The sequence below is a fragment of the Fundidesulfovibrio magnetotacticus genome (assembly GCF_013019105.1).
GTDB lineage: Bacteria > Desulfobacterota > Desulfovibrionia > Desulfovibrionales > Desulfovibrionaceae > Fundidesulfovibrio > Fundidesulfovibrio magnetotacticus.
The window spans coordinates 103,055-124,594 of sequence record NZ_BLTE01000013.1 but is presented as its reverse complement, the minus strand read 5'-3'; the positions used below and the strand labels follow the sequence as shown (position 1 = coordinate 124,594).

Below are 21,540 nucleotides of genomic sequence, written 5' to 3'. Positions count from 1 at the left end.
GAACATGATCGGAGATTTTAGCATCCACGCCACCGACGGCCAGGCCCGCCTGGGCGAACTGCACACGGCCCACGGCATCGTGCGCACCCCGGCCTTCATGCCCGTTGGCACCGTGGGCACGGTGAAGTCCCTCTGCCCGCAGGACCTGCGCGACGCGGGCTCCCAGATCATCCTGGGCAACACCTACCACCTCTACCTGCGTCCCGGCGACGAGCTGGTGGCCCGCAGGGGCGGCCTGCACCGCTTCATGCGCTGGGACGGCCCCATCCTCACGGATTCCGGCGGCTTCCAGGTGTTCTCCCTCTCGGGGCTTCGCAAGCTCACCCCGGACGGCGTGGAGTTCCGCTCGCACATCGACGGATCGAAGCATCTGTTCACGCCGGAGAAGGTCCTGGACATCCAGCGCAACCTGGGCTCCGACGTGATGATGGTCCTGGACGAGTGCGTGCCCTACGGCGCGGACCACGCCTACACCCTCAAGTCCCTGGACCTTACGCACGCCTGGGCCGCGCGCTCCCGGGAGAACCACGCGCCGGGGCGCAACGGCCAGCTGCTCTTCGGCATCGTGCAGGGCGGTTTCTTCAAGGATCTGCGGGAGCGAAGCGCCGAGGCCGTCTGTTCCATGGATTTCGAGGGCCACGCCATCGGCGGGCTCTCGGTGGGCGAATCCACGGCCGAGATGTACGACCTGCTGGCCCACACGGCCCCCCTGCTCCCGGCCCATAAACCCCGCTACCTCATGGGCGTTGGCAAGCCCCTGGACATCCTGGAGGGCATCGAACACGGCGTGGACATGTTCGACTGCGTGCTCCCCACGCGCAACGCCCGCAACGGCACCCTCTACACCAGCCAGGGGCAGGTGAACATCAAGCGCGCCCAGTACCGCGAGGACGACGAGCCACTGGACCCGGCCTGCTCCTGCTACACCTGCCGTAACTTTTCCCGGGCCTACCTGCGACACCTCTACGTGGCCAAGGAACTGCTCTCCTACCGTCTGAACACCATCCACAACGTGCGCTTCTTTCTGGATCTGGCGGCAGGAGCGCGCGAAGCCGTGGCGCACGGCCGTTTCGAGGTCTACAAGGCCCGGTTCCGCGAGATCTTCCAACCGGCGGAGGCGACATGAAACCCGGCGTGAAGGCCCTGTTCCACGTGGCCGAGCACCTGCTCCTTGCAGGCGCGGTGATCTTCTTGGGGCTGCTCGTCACAGCGGGGTTCTGGCTCCAGGCCAGCGACCCGCCCGCCACCTGCGACGCCCTGGTGGTGCTTTGCGGCAACTTCAGCCGCCCGGCCTACGCGGCCGAGCTCCACCAGTTGGGCCTGGCCAAGAAGGTCTACGTGGGGCGGGCCTACCGCAGCCGGGGCGAACGCCTCCTGGACGAAAGCCACGTGCCCTATCCCCGCCAGGAAGAGACCTTCCGCGCCCTCCTGCGCAAGAAGGGCGTGCCCGCCGAAGCCATCGAATACTACGGGGACGAACTGCTCTCCACGGCCCAGGAGGCCGAGGCCCTGGCCGCGCATCTGGGCCCCGGGCCGGGCTCGATCATGGTGGTCACGTCCCCCTACCACACCCGCCGCGCGGGCATGATCTTCCGCGACGCCCTCCCCGGCTGGGACGTGCGCGTGGTGGGCGCGCCCACGGAGCGTCTCCAGCCCGCATGGTGGTCCGACCAGGAGTCTGCCCGCATGGTGCTGCTGGAGCTGCCCAAGATCCTTTTCTACAAACTGGGCGGGCGCTTCCGCTCCGGGGCAGCACGGGGCTAGGGTTGCGTTCTCAAAACACGCCCATACGTGCTGTCAGGGCAACTAACTAACATCATTGAATTTCATTCTGGAAAGCATCTTCATGTTTTTCAACATCGCGACACTAGCAGCCTGCGGAGCCTCCTCGTCGGACGCGTCGCGGGCAAGACTCCAGCCCCTCACGGCGGGGGGCCACGCCCGGATTCTGGGTTTTCCCCGCGTCATGCCGACGAATCGGGAAACCGACCGCACGAAACGACTTCTACAACGCGCCGACAAGGCGGGCTACCGCCGCGAGGAGTACGCATGAGCAGGCTTGCCGTGGTGACCGGCGGCAACAAGGGCATCGGCCTGGCGACCACCAGAAGGCTTCTGGAGGCTGGCTGCGAAGTGGCCGTGGTGGCGAGGGATTTCACCGGCTTTCCCCTGGCCGGTGAGGCGCGCGTGCGCGCCGTCCCCTTCGACCTGTCCCGCGTGGAGGACATCCCCGCCCTTGTGGCCGAGATCGGGGAGATCGACATCCTGGTGAACAACGCCGGGATCATGCACGCCCTGCCCTGGGACGCCTATCCCCGCGAGAAAATGGAGACGCTCCTGCGCGTCAACCTGGAGGCTCCGCTGGCCCTCATGCGCGAGGCGGGCCGGGGCATGGCGGAGCGCGGCGCGGGGCGCATCGTGAACAACGCCTCCCTGGCGGCCCACACGGGGCACCCCGACGTATGGTACGGCATCTCCAAGGCCGGGTTGAAGAACGCCACCAAGAGCTTCGCGCGCCTGCTTGGTCCCCGGGGCGTGGTGGTGAACGCCGTGGCCCCCGGCCCGGCAGAGACCGACATGCTGGACACCATCCCCGAGCCCAGGCGCAAGGCGGTGCTGGAGGCGGTCTACACGGGGCGTTTCTGCCGCGCCGACGAGGTGGCGGCGGCCATCGCCTGGCTGGCCCTGGAGAGTCCGGAATACATCAACGGCGTGTGCATCGACCTCAACAACGGCTCGTTCCCGCGCTAGTGTCGCGGCCTCAAAATCCCTCCCTAGGGGTTGTCAAGGCAAGCAACCAAAACCATATCCCGACCATAGCCTCGCGCTGCTGGTCAACGGGAAGCGTTCTTCACCATGGGATGGTTTGGAAGACCCGCCGCGACAATCCGTAAGACCGAATCCTGAGGATGCGGTCCGGACGGGCTACTGTCTGGGAAGGCCGTCCGGGGCGGAAGCCTCCAGGGCCGGGGAGAAGCGGAAGCTGTTCTTGCCGCGCCCTTTGGCGCGGTACATGGCCGTGTCGGCGTGGTTGAGCAGCTGATGGGCGCTCTCGCCGTGGTCGGGGTACAGCGCGATGCCGATGCTCGCGCCTATGGTAGCCTCGCCGCGCGCCACCAGGAAGCTGTCCTTCAGGCTTTCGAGCATGCGCCCGGCCACTTCGGCGGCCTCCTCTGGGCTCCTGATGTCCATGAGCACGGCCACGAACTCGTCGCCCGCGTAGCGGGCCAGGGTGTCGTTGGCCCGCAGGCAGTTCGAGAGCCTGCGCCCCACCTGGACGAGCAGTTCGTCCCCGGCGTCGTGTCCCAGGGTGTCGTTGACGCGTTTGAAGTCGTCCAGGTCCAGGAAGAACACGCCCGTGCGCGTCGCGTTGCGCCGGGAGGTGGCCAGGGCCTGGTCCAGGCGGTCGGCCAGGAGCACGCGGTTGGGCAGCCCGGTGAGCGCGTCCTTGAAGGCCAGTTCGCGGATGCGCTCCTCGGCCTGGAGCTTCTCGGTCACGTCGGTGATGGCCAGCAGCATTCCGGTGGAGCCCGCGCCACGTCCCTGGATGGACGCGAAGGCGATCTCGAAACGGCCCTTGCGGCCCGGAAGTCGGGTGACGGCCCGGTAGCGGGGGGAGTACTGGAGGCTTTCGTCCGAGGGCCAGTCCCCTGGGGGGGTAAAGCCGCCCGAGAGCATCTCCCGCCAGTGCCGGGAGACGCCCGCCCCCTTGGGCAACCGCAAAAGGCCCTGGGCCACGCTGTTGAGGCGCAGCACCCGGCCCTCGCCGTCCAGCACCAGAAGGGCCTCCTGCACCGAAGCGAAGGTGCGCTCCCAATCATCGGCGGAGGCCTTGAGGGAACTCAGGGTCTTCTTCAGGCGCAGGGAGAGCTGGAAGAACGCCCGGGCCAGCATGCCGATCTCGTCGTTGGAGCGCATGGAGCGCAGGGCCTCCAGGGCCTGGGGAGCGAAGGGGCGCGCGGTTTTGCCTCCGTTTTCGCCCAGGTCCCGGGTCACCACCTGCACGGCCTCTTCGAGCCTGTCCAGGGGCCGCGTGAGGCGACGCATGGCCAGGAGACCCAGCGGGAGCGCCAGCAGGAGCACCCCGAGGAAGAACGAACCCAGGGCATAGAGCGCCTCGTGGAGCGGCGCGAGGGCCTCGGCCGAGGGAATCTGCGCCAGCACGGCCCAGCCCGGGTCCTGGATGAAGCGCGCGCCCGCCACCATGGACACGCCCCCGGAATCCACCGTCTCGGCCGATCCCTCCAGGCCGTTGACGACCTTGTCCAGGAAGACGTTGCGGCCCTGTTCCACATCCTTGAGGATGCGGGCCTTGTCCGGGTGCACGATGATGGTGCGCTCCCTGTCCGCCACGTAGAGGAAGCCCGTCTTGCCGATGCGACGCCTGGGGTATTCGCCCAGCGCGTGCGCCGACAGCAGGTTGAGCGATCCGCAGACCACGTATTCCACCCGGCCCTGACGGGAGAACACGGGCCAGGTGAAGGTGATCACGGGCAGGTTGGTGCGGGCGGAGATGTAGGGCGTGCCCACCACGCCCGTGTCGCGGGCGACGGTGCTCTGGTAGTACTCGCGGTGGGCGAAGGACTGCCCCACCAGATCGGGATGGGCCGGGTAGTCGGCCACGAAGCGGCCCTGGGCGTCCAGCAGGAAGAATCCGTTCTCGAACTTGGGGAAGAACTCCAACTGACGCTTGAAGTAGCGCTCCACGGCCTCCCGGTCGCCCTGTTCCAGGGCATCGGCGGGGAGGTTCCCGGCAACGGCCGCCAGGTTCTGGAGGTTGTCGCGGGTGAAGGCCCGCAACTCCGTTGCCACGGACTCGGCGATGGACTCCATGTCCTGGCGCACCAGGCTCAGCACGGCGCTCCGCTGGGTGACGAACACGAACAAGCCCGTGGACGCGACCACCAGCAGGAGGAGTGCCGTCAAAAGCAATGAGGCCTTGGTGCTGAGTTTCATCTTTCCTAAACCTTAAGTCATTCTTACAGTAGATCTGTTTCCTCCACCAGGAGAGAAACACGAAGAGTTCTGTTTCTTTTTGTCTCACCAGTCTGCCGAAACAACCCCTCAGGAGGTTTCATGGCCGCGCGCGCCAACCGTCTCGCCGGGGAAATAAGTCCCTACCTGCTCCAGCACGCCCACAACCCCGTGGACTGGTTCCCCTGGGGGGAGGAGGCCTTCGCCGCCGCCAGGGAGCGCGACCTGCCCCTGTTCCTCTCCATCGGCTACTCCACCTGCCACTGGTGCCACGTCATGGAGCGCGAATGCTTCGAGGACGAGGAGGCCGCCGCGCTACTCAACGCCGTCACCGTGCCCGTGAAGATCGACCGCGAGGAGCGCCCGGACCTGGACGCCGTGTACATGGCCGCCTGCCAGATGATGACCGGCTCCGGCGGCTGGCCCCTGTCGCTCTTCGTGGACCACGAACTGCGCCCTTTCTTCGCCGCCACCTACATTCCCAAGCGCACGCGCCTGGGCCGCAGGGGGCTCATGGACCTGCTCCCTGCCATCGCCCAGGCCTGGAAGACCAGGCGCGCCGACGTGCACCAGGCCGCCATGGGCGTGCGGGACGCCCTGGCCGGACGCAGCGAGGCCAGGCCCTCGGACGCGCTGCCCGGCGAAGGCGTGCAGGAAAAGGCCCGGGAGCAGCTGGCCGCAAGCTATGACCCCCTGCACGGAGGCTTCGGCCAGGCCCCCAAGTTCCCCTCGCCCCACCAGCTTGTCTTCCTGCTGCGTCGCCACGCCCGCACCGTCGACCCCCAGGCACTGGTCATGGCCCGGGAGACCCTGCGCGCCATGCGCCTGGGCGGCCTCTTCGACCACGTGGGCCTGGGCTTCCACCGCTACGCCACCGACAGGCGATGGCTCCTGCCCCACTTCGAGAAGATGCTCTACGACCAGGCCATGCTCCTGATGGCCTGCACCGAGGCCTGGCAGGCCTGCGGGGACGCGCTCCTCGGGCGCGCCGCCCGCGAGATCGCCGACTACGTTGCCCGCGAACTCACCGGGGATCACGGAGGCTTCCTCTGCGCCGAAGACGCGGACAGCGAGGGCGAGGAAGGCCGCTACTACGTCTGGACCGAGGAGGAGCTCCGCGACGCCCTGGGCGTGGAGGACGCCGCCTTCTGGGCGGAGCGCTTCGGGTTCGCGCCCGGGGGCAACTACCTGGAGGAGGCCACCGGCGAGGCCACGGGGCGCAACATCCCGCACCTTGAACGCGACCCCGGCGAGAAGGAGTCGGCGCGCCTCGAAGCCTTGCGCCTTCGTCTGCTGGAGGCCAGGGACCGGCGCGTGCACCCCCACAAGGACGACAAGGTGCTCACCGACTGGAACGGGCTGATGATCGCCGCCCTGGCCCAGGCGTCGCGCGCCCTGGACGCCCCGGAGATGGCCCTGGCGGCCGCGCGGGCGGCGGACTTCGCGCTGGCGAACCTGCGCGCCCCGGACGGCGCGCTCCTGCACCGCTGGCGCGAGGGCCAGGCCGCCGTGCCCGCCACCCTGGACGACCACGCCTTCCTGGCCTGGGGCCTCATTGAACTCTACCTCACGGACTTCGACCCCGGCCGCCTCCGGGCTGCCCTGGAGCTGGCCGAGGCCATGATCGAACGCTTCCAGGACCCCTCGGACGGCGGCTTCCACCTGAGCGCCGCCGACGCGGGCACGCCGCTCACGCGCCAGAAGCAGTACTACGATGCGGCCATCCCTTCGGGCAACTCGGCGGCCCTGCTGGTGCTGGAGCGTCTCGGGCGGCTGTGCGCCCGGCCGGACCTGACGGAGCGCGCCGAGGCGCTGGCCCGCTCGGCGGGCCGGCCCCTGGAGGAATATCCCGCCGGGTTCACCATGCTTCTCTGCGGCCTGGACCTGCTGCAACACCCCGGCACGGAAGTGGTGGTGGCGGCGCGGAGCCGGAAGGACGCGCGTCCCCTGCTGGAGGCCCTGCGCGGCGCGTGGCTGCCGGGCGTCCTCGTCGCCCTGGCCTGCCCGGAGGCGGACCCCCGGGGCCTGTTGGCAGGGCTGGCCCCGCACACGGCCGCGATGAACGCGCCGGAGGGCCGAGCCCAGGCCTTCGTCTGCCGCCGTGGACGCTGCGAGCCGCCGGTGGAGGACCCGGCCAGACTCCTGGCCATGCTTCGGGATGACGCCGACCATGCCCAGGACCCGGCTCAGACGGTGGACGCCGCCCCCCGGTAACGCCTTCAGGCCTTGCGGCGCTGGGATGCGTAAAGCGGCCCGCGCATCCCGGGCCGATCCTGACGTCACGCGGGTCAGGATCACGGCAGACGCAACCCGGCGGAGGACGCGGCTTCGGGCGAGCGCAACTCCGGGACGGAAACGATCCTTCAGAGGCGCGCGCGGCCCTCGCCACGGGCGAGTTGGCCGTGGATGCGCTGGAGCCCCTCGTCCACATGGAGGGCCAGGCCCCGGACCAGCCCGGCCAGCTCGGCCACCTCGGCAGGCCCCACGGCGGGCAATCCGCCTTCCTTGCCCGCGCCGCCCCGGTGCAGGATGTCGTGGCGGCGGCGCACGGCGCGCAGAAGCTCCGCCTGCTCCGTGGGGAACACTAGGCCCAGAACGTTCCTGTAAAGCAGGCGCACGCGCTCCGCGTTGTGCCAGCCCATGTCGTAGAGGGCTGTCCTGGCCCGCTCCCGGATGGATTCGTACTCCGCGAACACGTCGGCAAGGCGCATGGTTTCGGCCTGAAACGGCGGATGGTTCTCCACGAAGCGGCGCAAAAGCTCCGTATGCCGCATGACCATGCCCAGGAAGGCGTCGGCCAGGTAGGTCTCCAGGGAGGCCATGAGCTGCACGTAGAGGGCGCGGCAAAGCGCCGGGCTGGCGGCTGCGGCCTCCTGCCGGGCGAGTTCCGCCGCGGAGTCGATGGCGTCCAGGCATACCGGGAGGCAGTCCGCGATGGAACAGACATCCCGGGCCAGGTAGGCGTCGAGCCCGTCGGCGTCCCAGCGCGGGGCCCACTCGGGGCATTCGGCGTCCAGGAGCGCGGCCAGGTCCTGGATGGCATCGTCGGGGACAATCCCCCCGAAGTGTCCGGCCAGCACGTCGCAGGCCCTGTAGGGACCGCCCCAGATCCACTGGTGGCGGCCCTGGTCCTGGTCGTAGGGGGTGCGGGCCGAGGGGTACTCGAAGTGTCCGCGAAACCAGCTCTCCATGATCTCAAGCTGGGTCTCGCAGTCCTCCAGGCGCAGGTCCGGTCCCGGACCGGGGCAGCATGCGAAGGCGTTGCTCAAAAGCGCCTCCTTCAGGGTATGGGCCTCAGGGCGTGCGGCCGGCCTCCCCCGGCAAGGCGCGCAGCAGCAGCCAGGCCCCGGCGGCCAGCATGGGCAGGCAGAGGATCTGGCCCATGGTCAGCCAGCCGAAGGCCAGATAGCCCAGTTGGGGATCGGGTTCGCGCACGAACTCCACCAGGAATCGGAAGGCCCCGTAGAGGGCCAGGAAGAGGCCCGTGACGCGCCCGCGCGCCCTGGGCCGCGACGAGTAGATCCATAGGATGACGAAGAGCGCCAGGCCTTCCAGACCGGCTTCATAGAGCTGGGAGGGGTGGCGCGGCAGGCTGCCCGCCCTGGCCTCGTGGAACACCACGCCCCAGGGCAGCGCCGTGGGCGCGCCCCAAAGCTCGCCATTGACGAAGTTGCCGATGCGCCCGAACAGCAGCCCCGGCGGGGCCAGGGGGCAGAGGAAGTCCGCGATGTCCAGAAAGCCCTTGCCGTGCTTGCGGCCCCAAAACCACGTGACCGCGCACAGCCCCAGCAGGCCGCCGTGGAAGCTCATGCCCCCGTGCCACACCTGGAGCACGGCCAGGGGGTCGGCCAGGTAGGTGGGCAGGTCGTAGAAGAGCACGTAGCCCAGGCGCGCGCCGAGCACGAGGCCCAGCACGCACCAGGTGATGTAGTCGTCCACCAGGAGGGGGGTCCAGCCGGAGCCGGGCCGCGCGGCCCGATGCCGCCCCAGCAGCCAGCCGACGGCGAAGCCGAAGAGGTACATCAGGCCGTACCAGCGCACCTGGAGAGGCCCCAGGCGCAGGGCCACGGGGTCAAAATCGGGATGGATGATCATCTGTTCCTCGAGGCGCGGGCGGTTACTGCATTTCGCGGAGCATGGCCTTGGCCCGTTCGAAATTGGGATTGATGGACAACGCCTTCTGAAGGAAATCGGCGGCCTGTTCCTTCTTGGCGGCGCGGTAGTAGATCATGGCGATGTTGAAGCAGACGGTTTCGTTGGCGCTCCACAAATCGGGATTGATGCGCAGGGCCTTGTCCAGGAAGTTGTAGGCGTCCTGGAATTGGCGTCCTTCGCCGTGGGCCATGGCCATGTTGTAGTAGAGGCCCGCGTCGTTGGGGGAAATCTTGAGCGCCTTGCGGTATTCCTCCACGGCGTGGTCCCACTTGCCCTGCTTGCGCAGGGTGATGCCCAGGCGGTTGAAGGTTTCGATGTCGGACTTGTCGAGCATGCCCTTCTTGGCTTCCAGGGATTGGCGCAGGTACTTCTCGGAGAGTTCCGGGGCGCTGGCGATGCAGCGGTCGGCGATGGTGCGGGTGACGCGCCCCACCTGGGCCATGGCCTCCTTGGTGGCCAGCTTGATGGCGTCGTCGAAGATGCCAACGGCCTTGTCGCGTTCTCCCAGGGCCATGTAGTTGTCGCCGATGGCGATCTTGCGGTCCACGTTGAGCGGCGACAATTTATCGAGTTTTTCGAGATACTTCGTTTCTTCCTTGACGTTGCCGGTCTCCTTGTGGAGGTCGGCGATCTTCTTGATGGGGTCCAGGAAGAGCTTGCCGTTTTTGGCGGCTTCGGTGAAAGCGCCCAGGGCCTCCTCCATCCTGCCCTGCCCCTTGTAGGCGTCGCCCAGGAGCAGCAGGGCTGCAGGGCTGCCGGGCTTGATCTCGAGAATCTTGGCCGCAATGGCCCGCGCCTCTTCAAACTTTCCGTTTTCGTTGAGTTTCTTACCTGTATCGATGAGATCGCCCAGTTGTCCGCGCGGCTTGATGGTGAAGGCGATCTTCTCGATGAGCATGTCTGCTGAGATGGGCTTTGTGATCACGTTGTTGGCGCCGATCTCATGCAGATAGATGAGGATCTCCCGGGCAACCTCGTTGGTGAGGATGATGGTGAGCACCTCGGGATATTGATTCTTGATGAATTGAACGAGATCGTTGCAGAATTTTCCGTTGATCTCGCGCTCTACAAAAAAGACGACCCTGTAGCTCTGGCCTGTAAGCTGCCTCAGTTCTTTGTACAGCTGCTCTTGATTGACCACGTTGAACACGCAATCATCCTTGACGTGCAAATGCCTGAGCAGCGTGCTGCGGAGGTTTTTGTTGAAATGCGGATCATGCGAGAGAACCAGAAACACGCCGCGCTGCTGCCGGATAAATTCCCGGACATCCTCGTCGTAGACTTTAACGTTCATTCCAAATACCACCTCGGATGCGGATTGAAGCTCCCATGCAACTCCGGGAACTTCGCCGACGCCTTCTCATGAAATGACGAGCCGAAAAAATCAAGACCGCCGGGCCACCGGAAGGCGAATTCCCCGAGCGTCCCGGCATTGTCACTCACCCGAAACAGCGGCGAAACACCGCCAGGGCATACGGCACACGGCAAGGAAGTCCGGCGCGGCCCCTCCGCGCCGACCGCATCAAACGGGAGGGAAACCATGACAGCCCAGATGCTCCAGTCGTATGCCGCCACCCTCAACGCCATGATGGCCCACACAACCGACAAGCTACGCTCGTCCGTGGACGCGCTGGCCAACGCGGAAGGCCTTCCGCCTGACATCGCGGACCGCGCCAGCATGGAGTCCGGCCGCAATTTCACCCTGCTCATGCGCGAACGCGACCGCCAGGCCCTGGAAGCCATCCGCGAAGCCCTGGCCCGCATCGAGGCCGGGGAGTACGGCATCTGCGAGGATTGCGGCGAGAACATCGCGCCGGCCAGACTCGCTGTCCAGCCCATGGCCACTCTCTGCGTGCACTGCCAGGGCCTGCGGGAGGAAGACCGGAGACCGTCCGTCGACGCCGCCTCAGGATTCTTCCAGATCTGAGGCAAGGCGCTCCCACTCGGCCTCGTTCATGGCGAAGCCGTGTTCCGGCCCAGGGAACGTTCCGTCGCGCACCTCCGCGGCGAACCGCGAAAGGGCTTCCCGCGTGCGCGCGCCCAGGTCGTCGTAGCGCTTGACGAAGCGCGGGGAGAAGCCGCCTCCCAGGCCCAGGAGATCGTGGTAGACGAGCACCTGGCCGTCGCAATCCGGTCCCGCGCCGATGCCGATGGTGGGCACGTCCACGCGCCCAGTCACGATCCGGGCCACCTCGCGGGGGACGCACTCCAGCACGAGGGCGAACGCTCCCGCCCGGGCCACGGCCAGGGCGTCGTCCAGGAGCCTGCGGGCGTCGCGCGCCGTGCGGGCCTGCACGCGGAACCCCCCGAAAGCCGCCACGTGCTGGGGGGTAAGCCCCAGGTGGCCCACCACGGGGATGCCCGAGGCCGTCATGGCGCGAACCTGGGGGGCAATCTCCGCTCCGCCTTCCACTTTCACGGCCTGGGCCCTGCCTTCCTTGAGCATGCGCCCGGCGTTTCGCACGGCTTCGGCCACGTCGGCCTGGTAGGACATGAAGGGCATGTCCGCCACCACCAGGGCTTTGGAAGCCCCGCGCGACACGGCCTTCACGTGGTGGAGCATCTCGTCCATGGTCACGCTCAGGGTGTCGGGATGCCCGAGCACCACCATGGCCAGGGAATCGCCCACCAGCAGGATGTCCGCTCCGGCGGCCTCGGCCAGGGCGGCCTGGCCCGCGTCGTAGGCGGTGATCACCACAAGCTTGCGCTCGCCCTTGGAGCGGGTCACGGAGGGAACGGTGGTCTTGGAGTCCGGCATGATTCCTCCCTTGCAAGACGGGAGGGTATTCTAGCGGAAATCGGTCCGGTTGTCGCGCCCGGCGCGCAGGCTTGGCAGGGCCGACCGGTGCAGGCCGCGATCCGCCTGGGGGAACTGCAGCGCCAAAGGCCGCCCGGCCCGGGCGAACGCGCCGACGCGGCCCCGGAAGATGGACCGGGGACATGCGACGTTTGGCAGTGAGGAATGTGTGAGGCACGAGGCCGTTCGCCCCGGGGACATGGCGGGGTGCGCAACAAGCCGCGACAAGCGACCGAAGGGGCGAACCCGCCGGAGAGGCTGGCCCGGAGGCCCCGACATTCCGCGCCCGCCATCGCGTCCGCCAGGACGGCCGTCGCCGGGGTGAAACCTCCAGCGCCATCGGGTCGGCTGCCGCCGTCCCCAGGCCGGACAACGACGCGCTAGGTGCTGAACATCACCCAGACAACGCGCCCCACAAGGCGCACCTGCGCTTCCTGAAGAGACAGGCGTTGGGGGGGCACACGGTCATCTTCGGCATGCAGCATCACGCCCTGCTGGTCGGGGGCGAAGCGCACGGCGCGCACGGTGCGCCCCTCCAGCGGCAGATCCACGCCGTAGAGGCCTTCGGGCGTCGCGCCCCGCACGCGCGTGTCGACGCCCACGAAGGAGTCTTTGGGGATCACCGGGGCCATCGAGGCGTCGCGCATCTGGAAATAGACCAACGACCGATCGGGATAGTTCAGCAGAAACGACGCGGAACCCGCAAAGGCCGTGTCCGCCGCGCCCAGGGCCGCCTGCCCCAGGAACACGGGCGGAAGGCCGTCGTAGACCCAGAGGGGGTTCAGCCTGTGCTTCTGGTAGAGCTTGAGCGCCCATTCGCCGGGTATGACTCCGCGCCGACTCGCATCGGAGATGCTCGACTGGCAGATGCCCAGCACCTCGGCCAGACGAACCTGGGACTTGAAGCCAAGGGCCTCCCGGATGCGATCGAACCCCAGATCGAACTCGGATTTGCTTCCTTTGCGGCTTTTCTGGCCCGTATCGGCGCGGTGCGAACACAGAGGCATCAACCAAACTCCTTGGCGTTGTCTATACAGATTATTACCAAGGAGAATATTACCATCGGCTAGCCCGAAAAGCAAGCCCATGCCATCGAATGTCCTGCAAAAGATGCAGAACACCCTCAATGCCAAGCGAAAACCTCACCGCCAACCTATACGTAAAAATGCGAACAGACTGCCGGTTGTACACCGGCAGTCTGTTCGCCAAACCGTACGAATGGTCACACCCTGAAGCCGGAGACCAGCCTCAGGCGTAAGGGTCTAGAGCTCCTGGAGCACCCAGCAGACGCGTCCCACGATATTGCCGGCCAGGGCGGTCGCCGAGATATATTCTTCCTTGTAGGAAGGGTTTTCGCTGCGAAGAATCACCCTGTTGTTCTCGAAATCGTTGAAGAGGCGGCGGATGACAAGCCCCTCGTTGGGCACGGCCACGGCGAATATCTCGCCGGAGCGCAGCTGGCGCTGCTCCTTGCCCAGACCCAGGTAGGCGCCGCGACGCAGCAGGGGGTCCATGTTCTGGTGCTCCATCTTGAGCACCGTGAGGCCGGGGCAGACGAAAGGCTCGGGGATGGAGATCATCTCCACCGGACGCTCCTGGAAGGAGCCGTCCTCGGCGATGACGCCCGTCATGGAGCTCACGGTCACCGTGCGCGATTTTGGCTTGTCGGCGTTGTAGCCGGCCCCGGGCTCCATCACGCCCACGGGGAGGGCCATGCCCTCGCGCAGCACCTGGGGCTGATCGCCGCTGGAAACCCAGTCGGGATTGAGGCCATGGCTGCGATAGAGCTTGAGCAGCCAGTCCGCGGGAATGGACTGACGCCTTTTCGCGTCGGAAATGCTCGACTGGCGGATGCCCAGAATAGCAGCCAGATCGACCTGAGTGCGTGCGCCCGTCGCACGCTTGATGCGCTCCAAAGCCTCGTCGAATGCGTTGTACATGGTTACCTCGTGGCGCCCGGCTGGTTCCCGGCGCGCTCCGTTTTTGATCCTATCGATTCTATCCGCTGAATGCGTCCACCTGGCCATCACCGAGGCGGTTCTTACTGCTTCACTTACACTTTGTCCGCCTGAGGCCCCGAAGGCCCCACGCACGGGCAGGGCTCACTCCCGATCAGCGCCGGACAAGCGGTGGACATCCCGCCTGGCTCCTGAGCCCGCGCCACACGGCGTACTCTTTTCTATATATAACAAACAGCAAGAGGCAAGCAAAAAAGTAGGGTTTCCCTCCATGTCTCTGGCGAAAAACACGCAACCATCCGACATCTTTCCACACAATCCTTCATTTCTGTGCACTCAAGCCCCTTTTGACACACGACTGTCATCAAGCGAACGCACTTCCGAAGAGTCAAACAATACGGACAATCGATTCCGATGCGGCATCACCCGGAGACGCCTTCTCCCCGTCCTTCAAGAACCCATTTGCCGTAAAGCGCCTGGCCGAGGGATATGCATCCGTCCCCGGGAGGCTCTTGCCAATGCATATCTATCATTGCACCTCTGGCGTCAAGCAACTTCGGCAGCAGTGTGGACAAAGAGCCATTGAGAAATACGCCACCGCTCAAGACAATACGTCGCGTTCCGAGTTTTTTGCACAGGTTCCATGCGCATTCAGCCAATCCCGTACACAAACCGTGATGGAAGCGCCGGGAGACCTGCCGCGCCGCCGCGCCCGCCAGGATGTCCCGCACTGCCTGGTCGAACAGGGCCAGGGTGTCCAGCACGACCGGGTCCCCTTCCTGGAGGGGGCAATCGTAGCCCTCGGCGCTTCCCTCCGGGAGCCCCGATGCGGCGGCCTCCAGGCGGATGGCGGCCTGACCTTCGTATTCCGCGCGATCGCACAGCCCGGCCAGGGCGCTCACGGCGTCGAAGAGCCTGCCGCAGCTGGTGGTCACGGGGCTGTTGATCCCCTTTTCAAGCATGGAGCAGACCAGCGACGCGGCCTGGGCGCGCCCTTCGATCCAGGGCAGGCCCAGGGAGAGAGGGTCGCGCCCTACGGCCTTGAGGCAGGCCGCGGCCATGCGCCACGGCTCGCGGATGGCCGCCTCGCCCCCTGGCAGGCGCATGGGCGCGAAGTGCCCCGCGCGGCGCATGGTCAGGTCGCGCGGGTCCACGTAGAGGAATTCCCCGCCCCAGATCGTGCCGTCGTCGCCCAGGCCCGATCCGTCCAGGGCAAGGCCCAGCACGGGCTCGTCCAGACGGTTGGAGGCCATGGCCGCGAAGACGTGGGCGAAGTGGTGCTGCAGGCGCGCCACGGGCAGCCCGCTTTCCTCTAGAGCCCAGCGCGTGGAGAGGTAGTCCGGGTGTTTGTCCGCCACCGCCAGCTCGGGGCGCACCTGGAGCATGCCGCACAGGTGCTCGACGACCTCCCTGTGGAACCGGGCCGTCTCCAGGTTGCCCATGTCGCCCACATGCTGGCTCAGAAAGGCCTGATCGTTCTTGGTGACGCACACGGTGTTCTTGAGTTCCGGCCCCACGCCCAGGACGCTCGGCCCCTTGGACGCCAGGAAGACCGGACTGGGCGTCCAGCCCCTGGCGCGGCGCAGGAACTGGAGCCTGGGCTCGCCGCCTTGGGGTTTCAGGAAGCGGACCACGGAGTCGTCGGTGCGTACGAGGATGTCGCGATCGTGCAGCAGGAAGCGGTCGGCGATGCCGCCCAGGCGGGCCAGGGCCTCGCGGTTGCCCAGGCAGAGGGGTTCGGAGCTGGCGTTGCCGCTGGTCATCACCAGGGCGGCTGGCGCGCCGCGCAACTCCCCAAGGCGGGCCAGGAGCACGTGGTGCAGGGGCGTGTAAGGCAGCATGACGCCGAGTTCCATGGTGTCGGGCGAGACAAGCGGCGAGAGCCCCGTGCCGGGCCGCAGGCGCACCAGCACGATGGGCCGCTCGCGCCCTTCGAGCATCCGGGCCTCCTCCGGAGAGGGCTCGGCTAGGGCGCGCAGGGCGGCCAAATCCGCCACCATCACGGCCAGGGGTTTGCTCGGCCTGCGTTTGCGGCGGCGCAGCGCGGCCACGGCGTCGTGGTTGAAGGCGTCGGCCGCCAGATGGAAGCCTCCCAGGCCCTTGAGGGCCAGGATGGCCCCACGGCCCAGCTCTTTCGCCGCCTTGTCCACGGCCTTGCCGTTCCGGGCCAGGGCCCGCCCTTTGCGGTCGGCCAGCCAGAGGCGCGGGCCGCAGGCCGGGCAGGCGTTGGGCTGGGCGTGGAAGCGCCGGTCCAGGGGGTCTTCGTATTCGGCGCGGCAGGCCTCGCAGAGGGGAAAGCAGGCCATGGAGGTCACGGAGCGGTCGTAGGGGAGGCTCCTGGTGATGGTGTAGCGCGGGCCGCAGTTGGTGCAGTTGGTGAAGGGATAGTCGCGGCGGCGTCCGGCCGGATCGGCCATGTCGGCCAGGCAGTCCGGGCAGGTGGCGATGTCCGGGCTCACGAGCACGTGGTGGCCGGTCCCGGCCGCGCTCTTCAGGATGGCGAAGCCCTCCTCGGCCTCCACGACGGGGACCCCTGCGCGGGAATGCTCCACCACCAGGGCCAGGGGCGGAAGGGTCTCGCGGAAGCTCCTGGCGAAGGATTCGAGGGCCTCGGACGGCCCCTGCACCTCGATGACCACACCCTCGGGGGCGTTGCGCACGAACCCCGTCACGCCGGATTCCAGGGCCAGCCGGTAGACGAAGGGACGAAACCCCACGCCCTGAACCCGACCCGCCACCACGTGACGCTCACGCGAAAGCCCCGTCACGAGGCCCTCCCGCAGGTGAGGCGCAGCCACAGGCTCCGGAGCCTGCCGCGCACGAAGCGCCCCGCGTCGAAGGCCACGGGGGCCAGCTTCCCGGGGAGAACGAAGCCGCGCGCGTCGAAGTCGCCGGGCTGGCGCAACGGGGTCTCCACGGGTCCCAGCAGTCCGCGCCTGCCCGCCTCGCGCCCCAGGGGCGTGGCCTCCGGGGGCAGCCCCAGCACGGCGTGGAGGGTTTGGTCCAGGGCCACGGGGTCGGCCGCCGCGCCCAGGAGGCCCAGCTGGAAGGGCTCGCCCTTGGCCGGGCCGCGCACGTGCATGGCCGTCACGCCGTCCACCAGGCTCACCGAGGGTGGCATGGCCAGGCACACGTCCAGGAGCATGCTCTCGAAGCGGTTGCCCTTTTCTCCGTGCACCTGGTGCGCCAGGGACTTGCGGAACCCCGTCACCGCGCCGAAGAAGTTCTTCACCGCCAGGGTGAGCAGCATCTGGTCGTGCACCTTGAAGCGCGGCACGTTGACGATGAATTCCGCGTCAAGGGCCTGGGAGGCGGCCATCACCTGCCCGCCCAGAGTGAGCGCCACGGGCCGGGCACGGGAGAAGTTGACCACCGGCACGCCCAGGCCCCGCAGCGCCTTGTCCAGGCCGCAGGCCCTGGCAACGATGCGTGCGGTGCCGAAGGCCGGGGAATCGCCCACGGTGACGCGCGCCCCGCGGTCGAGCAGATAGCGGCAGACGGCACGCACCACGGCGGGCTCGGTGCAGGCCAGCCCCGCGTAGGCCGGGGCCACCAGGTTGGGTTTCACGAGCACGCGCGTCCCCTTGGCGGGGCGGCAGCCTGCCAGCTCCAGGAGGCGGCCCGCCACGGCGTCCAGGTCCGTCCGGCCGTAGCCCTCCATGCGTTCGAGGAAAGCTTGGCGATGCATGGGCGCTTCACTACACGCACCGGCCCCTTTCGCCAAGCCGCGCCAGGGCGGCCCCTGCGGCCCCCGAGTCCCCTCGGACGCGCCTGGACACGCCCGCCTCGCCCCGCGACATCCGTCCTGCGGGGCCGCGGCCTCCGCTCCCGGGGAAAGGAGCTTCCGGCTCAGCCATCCAACAGGCAGGCGTCAGGCCGAGACGGCCTGATCGACGCGTCCGTCCCCTTCGGCCGGGTCCGGGCGCTCCGTGAGCATCTCGCGGTTGGAGGCTCCGGGAGGCACCATGGGAAACACCATGGCTTCGGCGTCCACGCGCGCGTGCACCAGGGCCGGCCCGGGCCGCGACAGGGCCTCGTCCAGGGCGCGGCTCCAGTCCTCTTCCGCCTCCAGGGAAACGCCCGCTATGCCGAACGCCCTGGCCAGGGCCGCGAAGTCCGTGCCGCCCTCGAAGCGCGAGGCCGTGCGACGCCCGCCGTAGAACAGCCGCTGCTGCTGGGAGACCAGGCCCAGGCTGCGGTTGTCCAGCACCACCACCTTCACGTTGGCCCCGGTCTCGGCCAGGGTGGCCAGCTCCTGCACGTTCATCTTGAAGCTGCCGTCGCCCGAGAAGCAGACCACCTGCGCGCCCGGTTCGGCCAGGGCCGCCCCGATGGCCGCAGGGAGCCCGAAGCCCATCACGCCGAGGCCGCCCGAGGTCAGGAACCGGCCGGGGTTGCGGAAGGGAAAGTCCTGGGCCACCACCATCTGGTGCTGGCCCACGTCGGTGACCACCACGGCGTCGTCGCGCAGGCGCTCCGCCACCCGCGCCACCAGCTCCCTGGCCTCGTGGGGCGGGCGCGCCTCTTCGCGCCGGGCCTCTGGGAGGCGGGGCATCGGGGCGTCGTCCAGGCCCTCCACCTCGGCCAGCCAGCCGCCCCGCGCGCGGCGCTCCACCAGGGGCAGCAGGGCCTCCAGGAAGTGCGCCGCGTCGGACTCCACGGCCACCTCGGCGCGCTTGATCCGGCCGAGTTCCGCCGCATCCACGTTGACATGGACGATGCGCGCCCCGGGACAGAAGGTCTCGGGCCTGCCGGTGGCCCGGTCGTCGAAGCGGCTGCCCACGGCCAGGAGGAGGTCGCAGGCGTCCAGGGCGCGGTTGGCGCGCGCGTGGCCGTGCATGCCGTGCATGCCCAGGCAGAGGGGGTGGGCGTCGGGGAGCGCGCCCAGGCCGGTGAGGGTCATGGTCACGGGAAGCCCGGCTTTCTCGGCCAGGCGGCGCGCCAGCTCCGGGGCGCGCCCGCGCGATGCGCCCCCGCCCAGGAGGAGCACCGGGCGGCGTGCGGCGTTGACGAGGGCCGCCGCGCGCGACACGTCCCAGCGCGACGGCGCGGGCCTGGCCGGCGGTTCCCCCGGAATCAGCGAGAGGGCCGGGGGCGTGAAGCGCCCGGTCTGCACGTCCTTGGGCACGTCCAGCAGCACGGGGCCTGGGCGTCCGGTCACGGCGGCCTCGAAGGCCTCTTCCAGTGCCTCGGGCAGCTCGCTCGCGGAGCGCACCATGCGGGAGTATTTGGTCAGGGGACCGGCCACGGCCACGATGTCCACCTCCTGAAAGGCTTCGGTGCCGATCTGGGCCAGGGGCACCTGGCCGGTGATGCACACCAGGGGCACGCCGTCGCGCCTGGCGTCGGCTATGGCCGTGACCAGGTTGGTGGCTCCCGGCCCGGACGTGGCCAGGCAGACGCCGGGACGCCCCGTGAGCCGGGCCATGCCCTGGGCCATGAAAGCCGCGCCTTGCTCGTGGCGGGCCAGCACGTGGCGGATGGTTCCGCGCTGGGCCAGGGCGTCGTAGAGCGGCAGGATGGATCCGCCGGGGATGCCCGCGACGGTTTTCACGCCCCGGCTTTCCAGGAATTGGACGATGTAGCGAGCGCCTGTGGTCTGCATGGCTGCCTCCCTGCTGTGCCTGCGGTGCGGCGGGAGGCTTGGCCTGGAAAAGGAAAACCCCCGCCGGCTGTCCGCCTGCGGGGGTTGATGCTTCGGGGCTTACGGCAAACGAATCACAACCCGCTGGGAGCGGACGCGCAAAGAACCTGACGTACTACGACGCAGGAGGTGGCGGCGCATAGGGTCGTGAAACGGTGCATGGAAGCGACCTACGCCCGGCAGGGCATCCATGTCAAGGGGCGGCGCGCGGGAACGTCCGGGATGGTGCGCCGCGCTCGCCAGCCAGGGATTCGCCAGACACTAGGCCCTGGCCACGGGCAGCTCGGACCAGGCCGTGGTGTAGCGCGGCGAGCGCATGCCCTGGCGCATGCGCCACTCGCGCCGGACGCCGCAGCCGCCCAGGAAGAGGGCGTCGCGGCCCCATTTGGCGTTCACGCGGTCCACCACCCGGGACAGCGCGGCGGCCTCGGGATCGGGCGCGTCCAGGAGCGAGAGGCGTCCCGCCCCCTCGGGTTCGATGCCCGTGAGCATCACCCCGGCCTTCTTGTAGGCGAAGCCCGGGCGGTAGAGCCGCTCCAGCAGGCGCGCTCCGCCCTGGGCGATCACCCCGGCCCGGGCCGTGGCCGGGTGCAGGGCCTGGCTCAGGGCCGCGCTGTACTGGGGCTCGCCCTCCTTGAAGCGGTTGGTCTGCACCCAGACGAGCACCCCCGAGGCCACGCCTCCCTGGGCGCGCAGCTTCTCGGCCGCGCGGGAGGCATAGGCGAAGACGGCCTCGCGCAGGTGCTCCATGCTGGTCACCGGGCGGCCGAAGGAGCGCGAGGAGACGATGGACTGCTTGGGCCGGGGGGCCAGTTCCAGGGGGATGCAGGGCGTGCCGTGCAGTTCGAGCCAGGTGTGCAGCCCGGTGACGGTCATCTTCTTGTGCACGCGCTCGCGCGGCAGGCGCATGAAATCCAGGGCCGTGGTCACGCCCCGGGCCTTGAGCCAGCGGCCACGGCGCGGCCCCACGCCCCACACGTCCTCCACGTCCAGGCGCGCCAGCAACTCCTCGCGCGCGCGGCCCCGGGGCAGGAGGAGCACGCCGCCCAGGGAGGGGTCCTTCTTGGCCATCTTGTTGGCGGCCTTGGCCAGGGTCTTGGTGGGCCCCATTCCCAGGGACACGGGGATGCCCGTGGCCCGCAACACGGCCTCGCGCACGCGCCGGGCGGCCGCCTCCGGGCCGCCCTCCAGACCGGCGAACTCCAGAAAGGCCTCGTCGATGGAATAGACCTCCATGCGCGGGACCATGGCCCCGGCCGTGGCCATCACCCGGGCGGACATGTCGCCGTAGAGGGCGTAGTTGGAGGAGAACACGGCCACGCCGTGGCGGGCGAAAAGCGCGCGGCACTTGAACTCGGGCGCGCCCATGGGCACGCCCAGGGCCTTGGCCTCGGCCGACCGGGCGATGACGCAGCCGTCGTTGTTGGAGAGCACCACCACGGGGCGACCGGCCAGGCGGGGGTCGAAGGCCCGCTCGCAGGAGGCGTAGAAGTTGTTGCAGTCCATCAGCGCGAGGTCCACCGGGAGCCTCCGGGAGTCAAGGAATGGATGACATGCAGGGCCACGCCCCAGATTTCCACGCCGCGCTCGCCGTCCAGGGGAACATGCGGGTAGTCCGGGTTCTCGGGGGCCAGCGCCAGCCCCCGGCCCAGGCGTTTGAGGCGCTTCACCGTGAGCTCGCCGTCCACGGCGGCCACCACCACGTGGCCCGGCCTGGGCTCCACGGAGCGGTCCACCACCAGGAGGTCGCCCGAGTGGATGCCCGCGCCGCGCATGGAATCGCCCTGCACGCGCAGGAAATAGGTGGAGGGCGGATTGCGCACGAGGTGCTCGGCCAGGTCCAGGCGCTGGTCGATGTAGTCCTCGGCCGGAGAGGGAAACCCGGCCGGAGCGTGCACGAGGGGAAGCGCGAGCGTCGATGGCGGCATGACGCGATGTCTAGCGAATGATGACGATATCGTCAAGCTGAACGCGATACCCAGGGGGCGGGCGGGAACGGCCCATCGCACCGG

General features: G+C 68.5%; 18 protein-coding genes. 6 read left to right on the top strand and 12 right to left on the bottom strand.

Annotation, left to right across the window (positions count from 1 at the left end; translation table 11 throughout):
- Positions 1-4: 4 nt before the first annotated feature.
- The 3 genes from tgt to NNJEOMEG_RS14220 all read left to right on the top strand — a co-directional run bounded on the left by tgt (position 5) and on the right by NNJEOMEG_RS14220 (position 2,751).
- A complete protein-coding gene (gene tgt, locus NNJEOMEG_RS14230; protein WP_371865498.1) occupies positions 5-1,126 on the top strand; it encodes a tRNA guanosine(34) transglycosylase Tgt in 1,122 nt (373 codons plus the stop codon).
- Positions 1,123-1,764: a YdcF family protein gene (locus NNJEOMEG_RS14225; protein ID WP_173085602.1), complete on the top strand. Its 642-nt coding sequence runs from the start codon at positions 1,123-1,125 to the stop codon at positions 1,762-1,764. The genes tgt and NNJEOMEG_RS14225 overlap by 4 nt, the downstream gene beginning before the upstream one ends.
- Positions 1,765-2,049: 285 nt before the next feature.
- Positions 2,050-2,751 carry an SDR family NAD(P)-dependent oxidoreductase gene (locus tag NNJEOMEG_RS14220; protein WP_173085600.1) on the top strand — a complete coding sequence of 234 codons (702 nt, stop codon included), beginning with the start codon at positions 2,050-2,052 and terminating at the stop codon, positions 2,749-2,751.
- A 174-nt stretch (positions 2,752-2,925) separates the two neighbouring features.
- On the opposite strand, the gene NNJEOMEG_RS14215 is transcribed toward NNJEOMEG_RS14220, so the two are convergent.
- Positions 2,926-4,956 (bottom strand): diguanylate cyclase domain-containing protein, encoded by a 2,031-nt coding sequence (locus tag NNJEOMEG_RS14215; RefSeq protein WP_173085598.1) that lies wholly within the window; start codon positions 4,954-4,956, stop codon positions 2,926-2,928.
- A gap of 120 nt (positions 4,957-5,076) precedes the next feature.
- Here NNJEOMEG_RS14215 and NNJEOMEG_RS14210 point away from each other — a divergent pair, with 120 nt between their 5' ends.
- Complete coding sequence (locus NNJEOMEG_RS14210; protein WP_173085596.1) at positions 5,077-7,188, top strand: thioredoxin domain-containing protein; 2,112 nt, start codon at positions 5,077-5,079, stop codon at positions 7,186-7,188.
- Positions 7,189-7,337: 149 nt separating this feature from the next.
- Here NNJEOMEG_RS14210 and NNJEOMEG_RS14205 read toward each other — a convergent pair whose 3' ends face one another.
- The 3 genes from NNJEOMEG_RS14205 to NNJEOMEG_RS14195 are packed head-to-tail and all read right to left on the bottom strand — an operon-like array spanning position 7,338 to position 10,129.
- Positions 7,338-8,243 carry a hypothetical protein gene (locus tag NNJEOMEG_RS14205; protein WP_173085594.1) on the bottom strand — a complete coding sequence of 302 codons (906 nt, stop codon included), beginning with the start codon at positions 8,241-8,243 and terminating at the stop codon, positions 7,338-7,340.
- Positions 8,244-8,268: 25 nt separating this feature from the next.
- The gene (gene lgt, locus NNJEOMEG_RS14200; protein WP_173085592.1) at positions 8,269-9,069 is read right to left on the bottom strand and encodes a prolipoprotein diacylglyceryl transferase; all 801 of its coding nucleotides are present in this window, start codon (positions 9,067-9,069) and stop codon (positions 8,269-8,271) included.
- Between the two features lie 22 nt (positions 9,070-9,091).
- Entirely contained in the window at positions 9,092-10,129 is a 1,038-nt protein-coding gene (locus tag NNJEOMEG_RS14195; protein ID WP_235956971.1) for a tetratricopeptide repeat protein, read from the bottom strand.
- Between NNJEOMEG_RS14195 and NNJEOMEG_RS20730 the strand changes: the two genes are divergently transcribed.
- Both NNJEOMEG_RS20730 and NNJEOMEG_RS14190 read left to right on the top strand, forming a co-directional pair.
- The gene (locus tag NNJEOMEG_RS20730; RefSeq protein ID WP_235956970.1) at positions 10,073-10,495 is read left to right on the top strand and encodes a hypothetical protein; all 423 of its coding nucleotides are present in this window, start codon (positions 10,073-10,075) and stop codon (positions 10,493-10,495) included. The genes NNJEOMEG_RS14195 and NNJEOMEG_RS20730 overlap by 57 nt on opposite strands.
- A 174-nt stretch (positions 10,496-10,669) precedes the next feature.
- On the top strand, positions 10,670-11,056 hold the full coding sequence (locus NNJEOMEG_RS14190) for a TraR/DksA family transcriptional regulator (protein WP_173085588.1): 387 nt from the start codon (positions 10,670-10,672) through the stop codon (positions 11,054-11,056).
- Here the strand turns inward: NNJEOMEG_RS14190 and panB are convergent.
- The 8 genes from panB to NNJEOMEG_RS14150 all read right to left on the bottom strand — a co-directional run bounded on the left by panB (position 11,036) and on the right by NNJEOMEG_RS14150 (position 21,456).
- Positions 11,036-11,887 carry a 3-methyl-2-oxobutanoate hydroxymethyltransferase gene (gene panB, locus NNJEOMEG_RS14185; protein ID WP_173085586.1) on the bottom strand — a complete coding sequence of 284 codons (852 nt, stop codon included), beginning with the start codon at positions 11,885-11,887 and terminating at the stop codon, positions 11,036-11,038. The two genes, NNJEOMEG_RS14190 and panB, sit on opposite strands and share 21 nt — an antisense overlap.
- 419 nt (positions 11,888-12,306) lie before the next feature.
- Positions 12,307-12,933: a LexA family transcriptional regulator gene (locus NNJEOMEG_RS14180; RefSeq protein WP_173085584.1), complete on the bottom strand. Its 627-nt coding sequence runs from the start codon at positions 12,931-12,933 to the stop codon at positions 12,307-12,309.
- Between the two features lie 255 nt (positions 12,934-13,188).
- Complete coding sequence (locus NNJEOMEG_RS14175) at positions 13,189-13,866, bottom strand: LexA family transcriptional regulator (RefSeq protein ID WP_173085582.1); 678 nt, start codon at positions 13,864-13,866, stop codon at positions 13,189-13,191.
- Between the two features lie 440 nt (positions 13,867-14,306).
- The gene (gene hypF / locus NNJEOMEG_RS14170; protein ID WP_173085580.1) at positions 14,307-16,652 is read right to left on the bottom strand and encodes a carbamoyltransferase HypF; all 2,346 of its coding nucleotides are present in this window, start codon (positions 16,650-16,652) and stop codon (positions 14,307-14,309) included.
- Positions 16,649-17,572, bottom strand: a complete 924-nt coding sequence (locus NNJEOMEG_RS14165; protein ID WP_173085578.1) for a DUF362 domain-containing protein — start codon at positions 17,570-17,572, stop codon at positions 16,649-16,651. Before NNJEOMEG_RS14165 ends, hypF begins: the two co-directional genes overlap by 4 nt.
- A 183-nt stretch (positions 17,573-17,755) precedes the next feature.
- A complete protein-coding gene (gene ilvB / locus NNJEOMEG_RS14160) occupies positions 17,756-19,489 on the bottom strand; it encodes a biosynthetic-type acetolactate synthase large subunit (RefSeq protein ID WP_173085576.1) in 1,734 nt (577 codons plus the stop codon).
- Positions 19,490-19,789: 300 nt separating this feature from the next.
- On the bottom strand, positions 19,790-21,049 hold the full coding sequence (locus tag NNJEOMEG_RS14155) for a Y-family DNA polymerase (RefSeq protein WP_308464644.1): 1,260 nt from the start codon (positions 21,047-21,049) through the stop codon (positions 19,790-19,792).
- Positions 21,034-21,456: a LexA family protein gene (locus tag NNJEOMEG_RS14150; RefSeq protein WP_173085574.1), complete on the bottom strand. Its 423-nt coding sequence runs from the start codon at positions 21,454-21,456 to the stop codon at positions 21,034-21,036. The genes NNJEOMEG_RS14155 and NNJEOMEG_RS14150 overlap by 16 nt, the downstream gene beginning before the upstream one ends.
- Positions 21,457-21,540: the final 84 nt, after the last annotated feature.

What these genes read in the sequence shown, in the direction of transcription:
- tgt (WP_371865498.1), top strand. Translation starts at nt 5, where the DNA reads ATGATCGGAGATTTTAGCATCCACGCCACCGACGGCCAGGCCCGCCTG.
- NNJEOMEG_RS14225 (WP_173085602.1), top strand. Translation starts at nt 1,123, where the DNA reads ATGAAACCCGGCGTGAAGGCCCTGTTCCACGTGGCCGAGCACCTGCTC.
- NNJEOMEG_RS14220 (WP_173085600.1), top strand. Translation starts at nt 2,050, where the DNA reads ATGAGCAGGCTTGCCGTGGTGACCGGCGGCAACAAGGGCATCGGCCTG.
- NNJEOMEG_RS14215 (WP_173085598.1), bottom strand. Translation starts at nt 4,956, where the DNA reads ATGAAACTCAGCACCAAGGCCTCATTGCTTTTGACGGCACTCCTCCTG.
- NNJEOMEG_RS14210 (WP_173085596.1), top strand. Translation starts at nt 5,077, where the DNA reads ATGGCCGCGCGCGCCAACCGTCTCGCCGGGGAAATAAGTCCCTACCTG.
- lgt (WP_173085592.1), bottom strand. Translation starts at nt 9,069, where the DNA reads ATGATCATCCATCCCGATTTTGACCCCGTGGCCCTGCGCCTGGGGCCT.
- NNJEOMEG_RS20730 (WP_235956970.1), top strand. Translation starts at nt 10,073, where the DNA reads ATGCAGATAGATGAGGATCTCCCGGGCAACCTCGTTGGTGAGGATGAT.
- NNJEOMEG_RS14190 (WP_173085588.1), top strand. Translation starts at nt 10,670, where the DNA reads ATGACAGCCCAGATGCTCCAGTCGTATGCCGCCACCCTCAACGCCATG.
- panB (WP_173085586.1), bottom strand. Translation starts at nt 11,887, where the DNA reads ATGCCGGACTCCAAGACCACCGTTCCCTCCGTGACCCGCTCCAAGGGC.
- NNJEOMEG_RS14180 (WP_173085584.1), bottom strand. Translation starts at nt 12,933, where the DNA reads ATGCCTCTGTGTTCGCACCGCGCCGATACGGGCCAGAAAAGCCGCAAA.
- NNJEOMEG_RS14175 (WP_173085582.1), bottom strand. Translation starts at nt 13,866, where the DNA reads ATGTACAACGCATTCGACGAGGCTTTGGAGCGCATCAAGCGTGCGACG.
- NNJEOMEG_RS14165 (WP_173085578.1), bottom strand. Translation starts at nt 17,572, where the DNA reads ATGCATCGCCAAGCTTTCCTCGAACGCATGGAGGGCTACGGCCGGACG.
- ilvB (WP_173085576.1), bottom strand. Translation starts at nt 19,489, where the DNA reads ATGCAGACCACAGGCGCTCGCTACATCGTCCAATTCCTGGAAAGCCGG.
- NNJEOMEG_RS14150 (WP_173085574.1), bottom strand. Translation starts at nt 21,456, where the DNA reads ATGCCGCCATCGACGCTCGCGCTTCCCCTCGTGCACGCTCCGGCCGGG.